A 15,977-nucleotide genomic window follows, 5' to 3' on the forward strand; every position below is an offset into this window, starting at 1 on the left:
GTTTTGGGGCGTCCGTTATGATCCGCATAGCGTCCGCTCTGAAACGCATCAGAGTCCGCTGGGCTCCGCAGAATGCATATTATCGTTGACTTTCCCGTTGTGCTTTAATATTATTAAAATAACACTCTAAGTTTCTTTAGTTTATACCCAAGGGCACCCCTTTATACCTGCCCTTTCCCATATGGTGTATCGTATAGGAGATGGATTTATGTACTTAGAAAACAGTATTACAAACTCATTGCACAGTGAAGATTCGCAGCTGCCTTTTTCAGTTTTTTTCTATCATACAAACAGTTCCTGGCATTGGCATGAATTTCTAGAACTCATCTATTGTCTGAAAGGAGTCTATCAAATATGGGTCAATGATTCCTGTATCCCATGTATGCCGGGAGACTTTGTTATTATTGATGCCAGAGAACCACATGCAACAAAAGCCATGGAGCCGGATTCTGAAATCATGGTCATACAAGTAGAATCCAATACATTTTCTCTTACATTTACAGAATCAATGATATCAAGGTATCACCATTATTTTGACAGCAGCCCTTCTAATTTCCAGCGCAAGATACAAATTACAGAAAACGACGTGCTCTATCATCTTTTTGGGGATTTAAAAAATGAATTTTTTCAGAAAGAAGTGGCTTTTGAGTTGAGTATGAAAGCTGATATAGAAAAAATATATGTATATTTATTGCGGAACTGCCAGATTAGACAGCCAAAAATATTTGGAACACAGCTAAAAGATTTGATACGTCTCCAGCCGGTTTTGGACTTTATAGAAATGAATTACCGTAAAACTATCAGACAAAAAGAAATGGCACAGCTGATCTTCCTCAGCGGTGCCAGTTTCTGCCGTTTGTTTAAAAGAGTAATGGGAAAAACATTCTCAGAATATATAAATGCTCTGCGCATAAGAGAAGCCAAAAGATTATTGCTGGTTACAAATGAAAAGATTATCAATATTTCTACCACTGTAGGATATGATAATGTCACTTACTTTAATAAAGTTTTCCTCCGGGAATGCGGCCTCTCCCCGGGTTCATACAGAAAGAATGCATTCTCAGCACTATCATGAATCCGGACAGTCTATTTCCTATGCCTGAGGAGAGTCTGCATCTTCACTCTCTCCTCTCATTGGACTGCCTTATACTTTTTATATTTTATCCTGATTGATTTAAAGACCACAATTATGACAAAGACCAGTACCCCTGTCAGCACAATTGTCCCACCCGGTTTTAGTTTCCCGTAATAAGACACGGTAAGCCCCGCCACCGTAAATAAAACTGCTAAAAATATAGAGAGGATGAGAGTATTACGGTAACTCTTTCCAATCTGCATCCCACAAGCAACAGGCACTACCAGCATAGATGAAACAATCAGAGTCCCTACGGTCCGAGAGGCAATAGAAACAGTCAGAGCGGTTAACAGAGTAAAAACAAAATTAACCGTTTTTACCGAAACTCCGGATATTCTGGCTGCCCTTTCATCAAACCCCACATAGAACAGTTCTTTGTAAAGAAGTAAAAAAACAAGCAATACAAGAACACTCACAAGAATCACCATCCAGAGCTCCAGATCGCTTATGGCCACAATGCTTCCGAATAAAAAGCTGTTAAAATTAGCACTATTTTTTACAAATCCGGACAACACCCCTGCCAGCCCAATTCCGGCAGACATAACAATAGCGATAGCCATCTCCGAATATCTGGGAGTTTTCTTTCGAATCCCTTCAATGCCAAGGGCTGCAAAGATGCAGAATGCGGTAGCTCCCAGTACAGGGTTGATACCCAGAAGGAGGCCAAACGCCACTCCTGCCAGCGAGGAATGCGCCAGGGCATCCCCGATCATAGACATTCGCTTTAATACAATAGTCATCCCAATACAGGGCGTTATAATTGCCAGAAGAATCCCTACGATAAAGGCCTTCTGCATAAAAGCGTATTGAAGTACACTCATTCCTCTGCCACCCTGCCTTCCTCTATGCGGAAAATCCGGTTGATTCCCTGGCATTCCCGCAGCGCTCCGTGTGTCACCATCAGTATCGTAAGCCTCGCCTCCCGGTTAAAACTGCACAGGATCTCATAGAACTCTTCTATAGACTTGGAGTCCATGCCGGTAGTAGGTTCATCCAGTATGAGCAGAGAAGGCTCTCCCACCAATGCCCTAGCCAGCATAACCCTCTGCTGCTGGCCTCCTGAAAGCTCTCCAATTCTGCACTTCCTATATTCCTCCATCCCCATCCTGCCCAGCATCTCTGCCACCTTTTTCCTGTGAACGGCTTTGGGGAAATGAAACCTTCCAATTTGCGCATAAAGCCCGGTCAGCACAATTTCCTCCACAGTTGCAGGAAATCCCTGATTCAGGGCAATGCTGTTCTGGGGGATATATCCAATCTGGCAGTTTTTAAATACTTTTCCAGGGTCTGTCCCAAATATCCGCACCTCTCCCACTGACGGGGTAAGTTCTCCCAGAACCAATTTTAACAGAGTACTTTTACCCGCACCGTTTTCCCCTACCAGAACAGCAAAGTCTCCTTCTTCTATCCTCAGGTTTCCCCTGCAGATAACCGGGGCTCCTTCATAGGAGAATTCCGCGTCCTTCATCGTTATAACACTCATACTGTCTCTCGCTCTCCTTTTATCACTGTAAAGCTTTCACCAAAGCCTGAAGATTCTCTCTCATAACAGAAAAATAATCTTTTCCTTCCTCTATCTCTTCCTCCGTCAGTCCCTCCAAAGGATTCAGCACCGCTGTGTCAGCTCCTGTTTCTTTTGCAATGGTATTCGCCACCTTAGGACTGGTCAGCTCCTCAAAAAAAATGGTTTTCACCTTATTTTCCCTGGCAAACTCTATAATTTCTTCCATCCTGGCAGGATCCGGCTCCGAGTCCGGGGAAAGCCCCTCTATACCTATCTGATTCAGTCCATAAGCCTGGCACAGGTACCCGAATGCCTCGTGTGCCACAATAATGTCTTTCCCCGGCAGAGGTTCCAGCTGTTCTTCAAACTCTTGATCCAGTTGAGCAAACTCTGCTTTATATTTGCTGCAGTTTTCCTGAAAATACTCCTGCTTATCCGGCGCCGCTTTTTCCAGTGCCTCCCCTATTGTCTCCATCTGCTTTTCGGCATTCCGGGGATCCAGCCACACATGGGGATCATAGACTCCCTCTTCCCCCTGATGCCCATGGCTTCCCAGCAGTTCTATGTCCTCTGCAGCTTCTACTACAATTAGCTCCTTATTTTCTAATGTGTTAAGCACATCTTTCACCCAGTGTTCCATCTTAGCACCATTGTAAATAAATACATCAGCCTCCTCCAGTGCAGCAATATCCTGAGCTTCCGGCTCCCAGTCATGGGGTTCTGTTCCCGCGGGAACCATAGTCGTAACCTCAACCTCATCCCCTCCGGCCTTCTGGGCAAAATCACCCATGGTGTAGAAGCTTGCCATAACCTTTAATTTTCCATCCTTTTCTTCCCCAGCCTCTGGTTTGCATGCCGATAACACACATACAGCTATGAGGCCTGTCAAAACCAATCCTGTTACTCTTTTCATTTATCTGTCTCCTGTCCTATTGTCCCTCTGTCTGCACGCTCTGCAGTATCCGTAGAGCTCAATGCGGTGACCGGTAATATCAAATCCATCCTCCGCCACCTGAATTCCTCCGCTCTCAAAAGGGCATTTGCTGATAGGCACTCTTTTATGGCATACCAGACAGACTGCATAATGCTCGTGAATATTTCGCTCCAGCTCATAGCGGGCCATATCCTCCCCAGGAAGAAAACTTTTCTTCACCAAATGATGTTCTTCGAAGGCATTCAGAACTCGATATACAGTAGACAATGCATATTGGCATTCTTTGGGTTTTTCCAGCAGCAGTATCTTATAAATCTCCTGGGCAGTTACGGGAACCGCCGATTTTTCCAAAATCCCGTATACCTCTTCTCTCTGCTTGGTGCGCTTAAACCCCCGTCCCCATATGTTCTCTGTCTGTTTTTCTTTCATCCCATCACTCCTTATGCAAATGCTAATCATTCGCATGTATTATGATACCATGCACGCAAGATTTGTCAAGGGGCTTTGCAATATTAAAAAAGAGCCTGGTTGTTCTTAAACCGGCTCTTTTTCTATATTTATCTGGTCTGCAGAAATGTACTTTCTTTGATCGCATCCTGATCTGAAGGATATTTTTCCAAATATGCAGCAATTTTTTCCTTTGCAGTCCCATACTCCTGCTTTTTCTCGTACACCACCACTTCATTGTACAGCAGACTTTGATTTTCCTGAGGATCGTTGAGTTCCAGACCCTTCTGGATATTCTCCAGGGCACTGTCGTATTCTCCGTCCGCAATATCGCAGTATGCCATGCCATTATATGCCTTGGCGGATTCCCCTTTATCCGCCAGATACTGCTGATACATTTGTCTGCCGCTGGAGGTATCCCCCATGGCCACATACACCTTGCCCAGCAGAAGTGCGGCATCCGGATTCCCGTTATTCATGGAATGAATCAGTTCTTTTTTGGCATTCTCAAAATCTTCCAGATAATAGTAAACTCTTCCTCTGTCATATTCATCCTGTTCGTCCCTGGCTTCAATTTTCAGAGCTTCCTCCAGATATTCTTCCCCGTCCGCTTTCATATCCTTTTCCCGATATGCACGGTAAACGTTAAGAAAATCCTCGTAATCCTCTGATTTATCTACTGCTTTCTGAAAATCCGACTTGGCATTATCATAGTCATCCTGTGCCAGATAAATCTGGCCCCGCAGAAAGTAAGCATCCTTATCTGTCTCCATGTCCAGTATATCGTTGCAGGTATTCAGCGCGTTATCCAGAATCCCGGCCTGGTATTCGGCTGTGGCCAGATAATACCTGATATCCTTCTGCATCCCTTCTTTTTTGCCATCCAGACTCTTCAGAGCACTCTGGAACGCCGTAATTGCTTCCTCATAGTTTCCCTGCTTGAGATAAGCGATCCCTTCTCCCCGATAGGACTCTGCCACCTTTTTGTCATCTGCCACAGACAATTCAAAGCTCCCAATGGCATCCTCATAGCTTTCCTGCTCCAGCGCCTGTACGCCTTCTTCGTAGTGGCTGAGCTTATCGCTTCCACAGCCTGCCGTCAGGCACAGAACACAGCTCATAATAAGTATCCCCTTATATTTTATCATTCTGCGTTCCTCTTATTATTCAGCGATCAACTGTTCTCTTTCCATTACCTGAATGACTCTGTTAACCTGTTCCCTGCAGATGTCATCCGTGGCGGCCTCTACCATAACACGGACCACCGGCTCTGTTCCGCTCTCCCTTACCAGGATACGGCCTTCATCGCCCAAATCTTTTCCCACCTGTTCTACAATCTCAACTACCTTCGCATTCTCTCTGGCTTCCTGCTTATTAAAGACTCTTACATTCTTTAACAGCTGAGGATAGATTTTAACTTCACTGGCCAGAGTGCTGAGCGGCAGTTTCTTCTCCAGCACAGCTTCCATAATCTTCAGAGAGGTAAGGATTCCGTCACCCGTAGTGGCATGGTGTGCAAATATAATGTGTCCTGACTGTTCGCCTCCCAGCATATGACCGTTATCCATCATATTCTCGCAGACATACTTATCTCCTACAGCTGTCTTTTCATAAGAAATCCCTTCTCTGTCACAAGCCTTATATAAGCCCAGATTGGACATAACAGTAGTAACAATAGTATTGTTGTTCAGTTTTCCCTGCTCCTTCAGATATTTGCCGCAGACATAAAGGATAATATCGCCGTCTACAATATTTCCCTGATCGTCAATTGCAATACACCTGTCGGCGTCTCCGTCATAGGCAAAACCAACATCCAGCTGTTTTTCCTTTACAAACTCCTGAAGAATTTCAATATGGGTAGAGCCGCAGTTGGTATTTATATTGGTGCCGTCCGGCTCATTGTTGATCACATAGGTCTTAGCTCCCAGTGCATCAAATACACTTTTTGCGATAGCGGATGCACTCCCGTTGGCACAGTCAAGACCCACTCTCATATTCTTGAATGCTCTTGTAGGAATGGAGATAAGGTATCCGATATAGCGGTTTCTGCCCGCTGAGAAATCTACGGTGCGACCGATATTCTCCTTCAGCGCAAAAGGTATCTCCGGGATCTTTCCATCAATATATGCCTCTATCTGCTCCTCCACGGAGGCTTCCATCTTCTGTCCCTGTCCGTTAATAATTTTGATCCCATTGTCATAGAAGGGATTATGGCTGGCAGAGATCATAATTCCACAGTCAAAGTTCTCAGTGCGCACCACATAGGATACACTGGGGGTTGTTGTCACATGCAGGAGATATACATCCGCCCCGGACGCTGTCAGTCCGGCAACCAGTGAGTACTCAAACATATAACTGCTTCTTCTGGTATCCTTTCCAATCACGATCTGTGCCTTGTGGTTCTGGCCAAAATACCAACCCAGAAATCTGCCTACCTTATACGCGTGCTCTACCGTAAGATTAACATTTGCTTCTCCTCTGAATCCGTCTGTTCCAAAATATTTGCCCATACTTCTACTCCTCACTTATTCAATCAATACATCTTCTGTGTGCGGTTTCTAGTTATCAAAAAGCTTTTCCTTATAGATCCCTTTGCGGATTAACTCTGCAAAGGCATCCACAACTGTCTGCTTATCCTCTTTGTAGGTCACCCCAAACCAGGTGTCTCTGGTCTCCAGGAGAGTCACTTCTGCTCTCTTCTCTCTGATAAGTCCGTCCACAATGGTTGGAAGAAGATATTCCTTCTTACTATCTTCCGGGGTAAGTTCTGAAAGAAACTCCACAAACCCCGCTTCCAGAACTTCGAGGAATTCCGGGGTAAGCCCCCACATGTTCATAGACACATAACTTTCCGCATCCAGAGGAAGGATACTGCCGTCCTCCTGCAGCACTCCTGCCCCGCCTTCTGTCTTTACGATATTGTGAGTCTCCGTTACCTTGACCAGATGACTGTCTTTGTCTACCTGACATACACCTCTTGTCACCGAACCGTTATCACTCAGGGTATTTCCCAGAATAAAACCAGCCATGCAGATGGAAAGAGTCTCTTCCTGTCTTGGCTGTTCCTTTACCAGGTAATCATGCACTTTGACAAACGCTTCTTTTCCATAGTAATCATCTGCATTAATTACTGCAAAAGGCTCTTTTATCAGTTCTTTGGCACTGAGCACTGCCTGCCCGGTTCCCCAGGGCTTTGTGCGGTCCTCCGGCTTTTTAAAGCCTTCCGGAAGCTGGTCTAGTTCCTGGTATGCGTACTCTACCTCAACAATTTTTTCGATTCGCCGGCCGATAATCTCTTTAAAGTCCTTCTCCAGATCTTTCCTGATAATAAATACCACTTTATTAAATCCCGCTTCTAATGCGTCATAGATGGAGTAGTCCATGATTATTTCACCATTCGGTCCCACAGGTGCCAGCTGTTTAACGCCGCCGCCAAATCTGCTTCCGATTCCTGCCGCCATGATAACTAAAGCTGTTTTTTTCATCTGTTCCTCCTGTACCCTATCAAAGTATTTCTTAGTAATCTTCCTGAAGATTGCTAAGCTTAGCCGCCTGGTCTGCTGCGATCAGGCTGTCTATAATTTCTTCCAAATCTCCGTTCATTATACTATCCAAACGGTGCAGCGTCAATTTAATCCTGTGATCTGTTACACGGCCCTGAGGGAAATTATAAGTTCGTATCTTTTCGGACCGGTCTCCTGTTCCAACCTGGCTTCTTCTCGCTTCCGCCTCCGCATCGTGCTGTTTCTCCAATTCCATCTCATACAGGCGGGAACGGAGTACCTTTAATGCCTTATCTTTATTTTTCAGCTGAGACTTTTCATCCTGACAGGAAATAACAATTCCTGTAGGAATATGGGTCAGACGGACTGCTGAGTCCGTGGTATTTACACACTGGCCTCCGTTTCCGGATGCCCGGAACACGTCGAATTTACAATCATTCATATCCAGATGGAAATCTATTTCCTCGGCCTCAGGCATAATGGCTACGGTAATCGTAGATGTGTGAATCCGTCCCCCGGACTCTGTTTCCGGCACCCTCTGAACCCGGTGCACACCGCTTTCGTATTTTAATTTGGAGTATGCACCGTTGCCGTTGATCATAAAGGTAACTTCTTTAAATCCCCCGATCCCGTTCTCGTTCAGACTCATCATCTCTGTTTTCCAGCGGTTAGCCTCTGCGTACTTTACATACATCCGGTAAATTTCAGCAGCAAAGAGGGCTGCCTCATCTCCCCCGGCCCCCGCCCGGATTTCCACAATAACGTTTTTGCTGTCATTGGGGTCTTTGGGCAGCAGAAGTATCTTCAGTTCATGCTCCAGCTCCTCAATTCTCTTTTTGGCAAGGGATAGTTCCTCCTTCAGCATCTCTCTCATTTCAGCGTCCGACTCATCCTCCAGCATAGAAATACTGTCCTCTACAGTCTGCCTGCTCTCCTTGTACTCCTTATAGGCATCCACAATAGGCTGCAGATCGCTCTGCTCCTTCATCAGCTTCTGGAAACGGCTCTGATCATTGGCCACTGTAGGCTCATTTAATTCCCCCAGAATTTCCTCAAAGCGAATTAAAATATCTTCTAATTTATCAAACACAGGTTTTCCTCCTCTAACTCTTCCACTGGCCTACCGCAACCCGGTCAAGTCCGGCCAGATCTTGTATAATCTGAATCTCCTGAAACCCTTCCTCTTTGAGGAGAGCTTCCAGTCCCTTTCCCTGATCATATCCAATCTCAAAGCAAAGCCAACCTCCCCCGCGCAAATATGCCGGAGCACTGCGGATAATCTTTCGATAGAAATCATACCCGTCTTCTCCTCCATCCAGAGCCATTTGGGGCTCATGGTCACGCACCTCTTCCATTAGCCCTTCTAGCACGCCGGAAGGTATATAGGGAGGATTAGAAACAATCATATCAAAGGTTCCCTCAATCATTTCAAACAAATCACTTTGTACCAGTTCAGCCTCGATTCCCAGTCTCTCCCGGTTTTTTTCCGCCACTTCCAGAGCTAGGGCAGAAAGATCCGCGCCAACCCCCCGGACAGGGTTTCCTTTCACCAAACGCAGCTCATGGAGAATACTCAGGAGAATACATCCGCTGCCAGTGCAGAGATCCAGGATACGCGCAGCCTTACTCCCACGTTTCAAAACCTCTTCTACCAAACATTCTGTATCCTGGCGGGGAATCAGTACATTCTTATTCACATAAAACGGCAGACCCATAAACCAGGCCTCTCCTGTGAGCTGCTGCAGGGGAATATGCCCTTTTCTCTTCTCAACCAGCAGTCGGTATTCTTCCGCCGTTTCCTCCGTTACCATCTTCTCAGGGTGTACATAGTAGGAGCTTCTGTCTATGTTACATACGTGTTCCATAAGCAGCCATGCATCGTGAGCCCCGTTTTCTATTCCTCCCTCAGTTAATCCTTTCCTCCCGTAAGCCAAAAGCTCTTTCAGCGTAGTCATGCAGATTCTTCCTTTGCTTTCTCCCCTGAACGGTTAAAATTTTCCTCCAGATACGCCTTCCAGTCAAAGACAGCCTCCACAGCGGCAATGGCCACCTCAGCCATATCTGGATCCGGTTCTCTGGTTGTGAGCTTCTGCAGCGCCATACCTGGTTTGCTTAATGCAGTAACCAGCGGATTCTCGCTGCTGCCCGCCAGTCTGATAAACTCATAGGAAACACCCGCAATCACGGGAACCAGCAGAAGGCGGACTACCACACGCATCACTGGCGAAGGAACCCTGATAAACAGAAAGAAAATAATACTGACTACCATGACGATCAATAAAAAGCTGGTTCCGCAGCGCTTATGAAGCCGGGAGCTTTTCATTACATTTTCCACCGTCAGATCCATACCATGTTCCACACAATTGATACACTTATGTTCTGCACCGTGATACATAAATACTCTCTGGATATCTTTCATCTTTGAAATAGCTACCAGATATAAAAGAAAAAGACCAATCCGCACAAATGCCTCGGCAATGGCAACCACGGTATCCGACGCATTTACCCTGTGAAGCAGACTGGCAATGAAATAGGGAAGTATCATAAACAGACCCACAGAAATCACCACGGAAAGTATTACAGTTACTGTCATTAATATTTTATTCTGTTTTTCCTGTTTCTCCTCATATTTCTTTAATTCTTCACCGGTAAACTCCTGTTTCTTCTGCTCTTCCTCCTCGTCCTCTTCAAAAAATGAGGCGGAATACATCAGGCACCGGGTTCCCACAACCAGAGAATCAATAAAATTAAGCACACCGCGGACAATGGGAATCGTAAGAAGCTTTTTACTTTTTATAAAACTTTTATAATCCTCGACCTTTACTTCAATCTCCTGGTCAGGTTTACGGACGGCGATAGAGTACTTATCTTTATGCCGCATCATGATTCCTTCCATAACAGCCTGTCCGCCAATATTAGATGATTTCATGCACATTCCTTTCTGCCTATGCTCATGGTTCATTTACCACACATAAGTTTCCTGTAAATGAACAAAAGAACTACTCGCGCAAGCACGGGTAATTCTTTTGTTATATGCTGTCGCACGACTTTCTGCCGGCGTACACCAGTCCAATTATTATTTTGTGATACCGTATTTCTTGTTAAACTTATCAATACGTCCGCGTGCCTGTGCAGCTTTCTGCTGTCCTGTATAGAATGGATGGCATTTGGAACAGATTTCTACGTGAATCTCCGGTTTGGTAGAACCTGTTGTAAACGTATTACCACAGTTACAAGTTACAGTTGCCTGGTGGTACTCTGGATGGATACCTTCTCTCATTTTTTTCACCTCATCAATCTATTTCATTCTTGTTACTTTGTGTTCTGATATTTAAACAGCTTTCAAATTATATCATAATCCATTATAAATTGCAAGTTCTTTAGACAATTTTTTGCTTTTTGATCATCTGTATAAATTCCTGGTTATTCCTGGTGCGGACAAACATATTCAAAATGTTCTCTACCGCTTCATCTGTCTTCATTCCGTTCAGTGCCCTACGCATGGAATCCACAGCGTCCTGTTCTTCTCTGGAAAGGAGGAGATCTTCTCTTCTTGTGCCTGACTTTGGAATATCGATAGCAGGAAATACCCTCTTTTCTGAGAGCTTTCTGTCCAGTACCAGTTCCATATTACCGGTGCCTTTGAATTCCTCATAGATGACATCATCCATCTTACTCCCGGTGTCCACGAGGGCTGTAGCCAGAATGGTTAGGCTTCCCCCTTCCCGCATATTTCTCGCAGCTCCGAAAAATCGTTTCGGCATATGGAGGGCAGCCGGATCCAAACCTCCGGACAAGGTACGTCCGCTTGGGGGGACAGTAAGGTTATAGGCCCTGGCCAGACGGGTAATACTGTCCAGAAGAATGGTGACATCTTTTTTATGCTCTACCAAACGCTTTGCCCGTTCAATTACCATCTCCGACACTCTTTTATGGTGATCCGGAAGCTCGTCGAAGGTAGAATATATTACTTCCACATTCTTTCCCTGTATGTTTTCCTTAATATCTGTCACTTCCTCAGGACGTTCATCTATCAGAAGTATAATCAAATGCATCTCCGAATTATTTCTCAGTATGGACTTGGCTACATCCTTCAAAAGAGTTGTTTTACCTGCCTTCGGCGGAGATACAATCATACCTCTCTGTCCCTTTCCGATAGGACTCAGCAGATCTACAATCCGCATAGCCACACTTCCGCCCTGGCGCTCCAGGCGAAGTCTCTGATTGGGGAAGATAGGCGTCATATCTTCAAAATTGTACCTTTTCACACTCTCATTGGGTGAGATCCCATTAATGGAGGTCACGTACAGCAGGGCGCTGAACTTCTCATTCTGGCTCTTCACTCTGGTGTTGCCCTTCAGAATATCACCTGTCTTTAAATTAAAACGGCGAATCTGAGACGGGGATACATAGACATCATTCTCCCCCGGGAGATAATTGGCGCACCGGATAAATCCATAGCCGTCCGGCAGCACTTCCAGAATCCCGCAGGCTGTCTGTCCGCTGTCCAGCTGCGACTGGTCCATAGGAGGCTTTTCCTCCTGTCTGGCATCGCTCTTTCTTTCCGTCTTCACATAAGTCTGTTCCGGCCGCTGAGTATTCTCTGTCCTGTGGACACGCTCAGCCCTCTGGGGATGATCTGTTTTGGATGCATTCTCAGGTTTCGCAGCTTGTTCCGCTTTTGCCGCCGGCTCAGACTTCTGTACAGGATCCGCCTTCCCTTCACTTCTTTCCTCTGTCTCATTAGGCATTTCTTTTGCCGTTTTTTCTTCTTTTTCGTCTTCTTCCAGCATTCTGTCAATCAATGCACTTTTCTTCAACGTAGAAATCCCCCTCAGTCCTCTTGCCTTAGCCACTTCTTTCAAAGCACCAAGGGACAGGGATTCATACTTTTCTCTCATCATAGTCTTGTCCTCTCTTTTTTAGAAATGCTTCTACTGGATTTCTTGTCTGAAACGACAGCGATCATAAAGATTTATATATAGTCTATAAAAATCAAGATATTATTATCTTTGATTATCCTATCACATTTCAATATAAAAGGAAAGCAGAATTTAAAAATGCAGGAGCGTTAGGCTCCTGCTTGGTATTATGGTTATTCAAACGGCTTTTCTTTTTTCACTTTGCACCAGATAAGATAGCCTACTCCGGCCACCAGTAAGGCTATTGCGATCCCCTCAAGGAACCCAATGGTAAAATCGCTTAGATAGGCAAACTGTTTGCACAGCAGCGCCAGCAAAAGTACAAGAGCTCCCAGCGGGAGGCACATCTGAAACTTGCGCCTCAGCTTACGCCTCTCTTCTTCCCTCTTTTTATCCAGGTCTGTTTTATTACTGTTTATCTTCATATGTATCACCTTTAATTTCTTCTCTTTTCAGACAGGCATTTTCCCTATTATCTTATATCCTCACTGGTACTTTGTCAAGGAATCCGGCAAAAGGTGCTTCCAACTTTATTTGCTTTATGCGATCTGAATCACGGCTTTTACAATATCATTCTTATTGTTCACGCTGTAGTCCATTGCTTTTTGTACCTCGTCCAGGGGAAATATATCCGTTACAATCCCCTTTAAATTTACCTTGCCCGATGCCACTGCTTCAATGGCCATGGGATAGATGTGACGGTAGCGGAATACGCTCTTAAGAGTCAGCTCCTTATCCAGAATGAGGCTCACGGGAAGCGTTATCTCACCGCTCTTACTGTACCCCACCAAAACAATATCCGATCCTTTTTTAGCAACCCGGACTGCCTGTCTTGTAGTAATCTCTGTCCCCGCCGTTTCTATGACCAGATCCATTCCCCTGTTTTCGGTAATCTGTTTTACACGTTCGATTACATCTTCCTGGGCACCATTTATCACCCCGTCAGCTCCTAATTCCATAGCCTTTTGAAGACGTTTTTCTATAATATCTACCACGTATACTTCAGAAACCCCTCTTGCCTTTAATGCCATCATGGACACCAGACCGATACATCCGGCTCCCATTACCAAGGCTTTCTGGCCAAGGTGAGCATTTCCCTGAATGGCTGCATGGAATCCAACAGCCAGCGGTTCTATGAGTGCCCCTTCCAGGGTGCTTACATTCTCAGGAAGTTTATAACACAAGTCCGCCTCGTGAGCCACATATTCCTGAAAAACACCGTCTACAGGAGGCGTGGCAAAAAACACCACTTCAGGGCAGAGATTGTATTTTCCTTCCCTGCAGAATTCACAGTGACCGCAGGTTTTCCCCGGTTCCAGAGCTACCCTGTCTCCTGCCTTTAGATGTCTCACCTCTTTCCCCACCTCCACAACGGTTCCTCCTGGCTCGTGTCCAAGAACAAAAGGCGGTTTTACCACATAATCACCAATTGCACCTGTCTCGTAATAATGGAGATCACTCCCGCAAATCCCTACATATTCGAGTTTTACCAACACTTCGCTGTCCCCCACTTTTGGAATATCGCGCTCCTCAAATCCCATATGTCCTGTTCCAAGCATAACTGCCGTTTTCATCTTACCTTCCATGTTCTCTTCTCCCTGTTTTGTTTTATCTTTTATAAATTATTTTATTAAAGTAATTATATTATTACCCATAATGCCATATATGTCAATCCCCTTGCAGTAGAATCTATATTTTAGCCAAATATGATATCTTTTTTTAGCAAAATTGTAAAAGGGCATCTTCCCCAAAACAGGAACATACCCTTGTACACCAAGTCTATACAGTTTCAAAAAACGAATCCACAAATCCCAGTGTGGCTCCATACGCAGATGCTTCGAATTTATATTTCCCTGTCTTTAGATAGGAGGTATCCAAATCAAACTTATTGTCCTGCAAAACTCTTTTTGCCAGCTCCGGCATGAATTCCTCCAGATATCCTCCTACATATCCGCCCAGAACTATACTGCAGTCAAAGGCCATCCGCAGATTTGTGACTGCAATGGCCAGACTGTCCAGGTAGTCATTCCATACTTCCTGAACCTCAGCGTCCTGATTCCTGACCTTTTCAAAAAAATCTTCCAGACTGCCGCCGGCATAGTCCTGCAGAATTTTTGCTGAACAGTACGCGTCAATGCAGCCTTTTTTTCCGCAATAACAAGTCCTGCCATTGCGCTCTATTACCATATGCCCAAACTCCCCGCTTCTGAAATTTTCTCCTTTGTACAGCTGCCCCCCGAGGTATAAGGCACCGCCGATTGTATTACTAAGAGAAAGATAAACCGCATTCGTGATTTTATCGTCCAGTTCCGCACACGCTGCGCTGTTTGCGTCGTTCTCCAGCTCACACGGAAATCCCAAAGAGCTTTCCAGATTGCGAAAGCTGACATTCTCAACATTCAGTGTATGAGAACGTATGAGGATTTTTTGCGCTCTGTCCACAATACCCGGAAGGGAAAAACCAACCCCTATGATCTTCCCTTTCTCTGTCCCTGCCTTCCTGATAAATTCCCGGATCCCCTGTTCCAGACAGTCATAGTATTGGATACTATTTTGGAAAGGCCGGCGTATTCTGTGGGACTGAATAATTTCTTTTCTTGTATTTACCATAACCATAGTAATATGATTATTTGTAATGTCAACACCGGCCGCATACCCGGCATCTCTTACAATAGACAGCGCTTTCGCTTTTCTGCCGCCGGTGGACTCATATTCTCCCTCTTCCACCACGATCCCCGCCTCCACTAATTCCTTTACATTCTGCAGTGTGGTAGGCATACTCAGATTCAGTTTATTGGATATCTCTGCCTTTGAGGTACTGCCCTGTCCAGATATAAACCTGGCAATTCTGGCTTTATTCATGCGTTTTGTCTCTAATATATTTACCGGCATATTCCATTCCTTCCACTTTTATCATTCATTTAATAAAATACATTATAGATATTAGCCATAGAAAATGCAAGGAAATGCACAGAAAAACAAAAAGAGCCTTCTCCCACAATCGAGAAAAGACTCTGTGCATTCAGAAAAGCTGGACATTTCTTTATTTCCTAAATGTACTGCGGATAACAGGACTTGAACCTGCACGTCATGGACACTAGAACCTAAATCTAGCGCGTCTGCCAATTCCGCCATATCCGCATATAACTCTATAGTTCTGAACGCTTCCCTTTCGGGCAGGCTTACGGCTTCGCCGTATAATAAAAGGTATAAACCAAAAGTTTATACCTTTGCAATGAGACATCGGGGATTCGAACCCCGGACAACTTGATTAAAAGTCAAGTGCTCTACCAACTGAGCTAATATCCCATAGTCTGGTCCTGTCTCCAATCGGCAAGGTCCCAGAGCTGGGCTAGCTGGATTTGAACCAGCGAATGCAGGAGTCAAAGTCCTGTGCCTTACCGCTTGGCGATAGCCCAATAAAAAAAGCTGTACACTCATCAGCACACAGCGCAAGGTGGATAAAGGGATTCGAACCCTTGGCCTCCAGAGCCACAATCTGGCGCGCTAACCAACTGCGCTATACCCACCA

At 45.1% G+C, this 15,977-nt stretch carries 16 protein-coding genes and 4 tRNA genes; 1 reads left to right on the forward strand and 19 read right to left on the reverse strand.

Features of this window, described 5'->3' with window-relative positions:
- Positions 1-208: 208 nt before the first annotated feature.
- Positions 209-1,075, forward strand: coding sequence for an AraC family transcriptional regulator (locus GKG41_RS20540; protein WP_072853828.1), 867 nt, complete (start codon positions 209-211; stop codon positions 1,073-1,075).
- A gap of 56 nt (positions 1,076-1,131) precedes the next feature.
- On the opposite strand, the gene GKG41_RS20545 is transcribed toward GKG41_RS20540, so the two are convergent.
- The 19 genes from GKG41_RS20545 to GKG41_RS20635 form a co-directional block, all read right to left on the reverse strand.
- Entirely contained in the window at positions 1,132-1,956 is an 825-nt protein-coding gene (locus GKG41_RS20545) for a metal ABC transporter permease (RefSeq protein WP_154261708.1), read from the reverse strand.
- Positions 1,953-2,618, reverse strand: coding sequence for a metal ABC transporter ATP-binding protein (locus GKG41_RS20550; protein ID WP_072853824.1), 666 nt, complete (start codon positions 2,616-2,618; stop codon positions 1,953-1,955). Before GKG41_RS20550 ends, GKG41_RS20545 begins: the two co-directional genes overlap by 4 nt.
- 22 nt (positions 2,619-2,640) lie before the next feature.
- A complete protein-coding gene (locus tag GKG41_RS20555) occupies positions 2,641-3,552 on the reverse strand; it encodes a metal ABC transporter substrate-binding protein (protein WP_154261709.1) in 912 nt (303 codons plus the stop codon).
- Positions 3,553-4,002: a transcriptional repressor gene (locus GKG41_RS20560; protein ID WP_072853821.1), complete on the reverse strand. Its 450-nt coding sequence runs from the start codon at positions 4,000-4,002 to the stop codon at positions 3,553-3,555.
- A gap of 128 nt (positions 4,003-4,130) precedes the next feature.
- Positions 4,131-5,168 carry a tetratricopeptide repeat protein gene (locus GKG41_RS20565; protein WP_154261710.1) on the reverse strand — a complete coding sequence of 346 codons (1,038 nt, stop codon included), beginning with the start codon at positions 5,166-5,168 and terminating at the stop codon, positions 4,131-4,133.
- Positions 5,169-5,183: 15 nt separating this feature from the next.
- Positions 5,184-6,530, reverse strand: coding sequence for a phosphoglucosamine mutase (gene glmM, locus GKG41_RS20570; protein WP_072853813.1), 1,347 nt, complete (start codon positions 6,528-6,530; stop codon positions 5,184-5,186).
- A 48-nt stretch (positions 6,531-6,578) separates the two neighbouring features.
- Complete coding sequence (locus GKG41_RS20575; RefSeq protein ID WP_154261711.1) at positions 6,579-7,505, reverse strand: sugar phosphate nucleotidyltransferase; 927 nt, start codon at positions 7,503-7,505, stop codon at positions 6,579-6,581.
- A 31-nt stretch (positions 7,506-7,536) separates the two neighbouring features.
- Positions 7,537-8,613 (reverse strand): peptide chain release factor 1, encoded by a 1,077-nt coding sequence (gene prfA / locus GKG41_RS20580; protein WP_226904112.1) that lies wholly within the window; start codon positions 8,611-8,613, stop codon positions 7,537-7,539.
- Between the two features lie 13 nt (positions 8,614-8,626).
- Complete coding sequence (gene prmC, locus GKG41_RS20585) at positions 8,627-9,478, reverse strand: peptide chain release factor N(5)-glutamine methyltransferase (protein ID WP_154261712.1); 852 nt, start codon at positions 9,476-9,478, stop codon at positions 8,627-8,629.
- Positions 9,475-10,452: a DUF1385 domain-containing protein gene (locus GKG41_RS20590; protein WP_154261713.1), complete on the reverse strand. Its 978-nt coding sequence runs from the start codon at positions 10,450-10,452 to the stop codon at positions 9,475-9,477. Before GKG41_RS20590 ends, prmC begins: the two co-directional genes overlap by 4 nt.
- A 147-nt stretch (positions 10,453-10,599) precedes the next feature.
- Entirely contained in the window at positions 10,600-10,803 is a 204-nt protein-coding gene (gene rpmE, locus GKG41_RS20595; RefSeq protein ID WP_072853805.1) for a 50S ribosomal protein L31, read from the reverse strand.
- 100 nt (positions 10,804-10,903) lie between these two features.
- Positions 10,904-12,424, reverse strand: coding sequence for a transcription termination factor Rho (gene rho / locus GKG41_RS20600; protein ID WP_154261756.1), 1,521 nt, complete (start codon positions 12,422-12,424; stop codon positions 10,904-10,906).
- A gap of 194 nt (positions 12,425-12,618) precedes the next feature.
- The gene (locus GKG41_RS20605) at positions 12,619-12,870 is read right to left on the reverse strand and encodes a hypothetical protein (protein ID WP_154261714.1); all 252 of its coding nucleotides are present in this window, start codon (positions 12,868-12,870) and stop codon (positions 12,619-12,621) included.
- A 114-nt stretch (positions 12,871-12,984) separates the two neighbouring features.
- Positions 12,985-14,031, reverse strand: coding sequence for an NAD(P)-dependent alcohol dehydrogenase (locus GKG41_RS20610; protein WP_154261715.1), 1,047 nt, complete (start codon positions 14,029-14,031; stop codon positions 12,985-12,987).
- 193 nt (positions 14,032-14,224) lie between these two features.
- On the reverse strand, positions 14,225-15,337 hold the full coding sequence (locus tag GKG41_RS20615) for an ROK family transcriptional regulator (protein ID WP_154261716.1): 1,113 nt from the start codon (positions 15,335-15,337) through the stop codon (positions 14,225-14,227).
- 168 nt (positions 15,338-15,505) lie between these two features.
- Positions 15,506-15,586, reverse strand: a tRNA-Leu gene (locus GKG41_RS20620).
- 95 nt (positions 15,587-15,681) lie between these two features.
- Positions 15,682-15,754, reverse strand: a tRNA-Lys gene (locus GKG41_RS20625).
- A 38-nt stretch (positions 15,755-15,792) separates the two neighbouring features.
- A tRNA-Gln gene (locus GKG41_RS20630) sits at positions 15,793-15,864 on the reverse strand.
- 37 nt (positions 15,865-15,901) lie between these two features.
- Positions 15,902-15,975: transfer RNA gene (locus GKG41_RS20635), tRNA-His, on the reverse strand.
- Between the last annotated feature and the right edge of the window lie 2 nt (positions 15,976-15,977).

The organism is Lactonifactor sp. BIOML-A5 (assembly GCF_009677585.1).
GTDB lineage: Bacteria > Bacillota > Clostridia > Lachnospirales > Lachnospiraceae > Lactonifactor.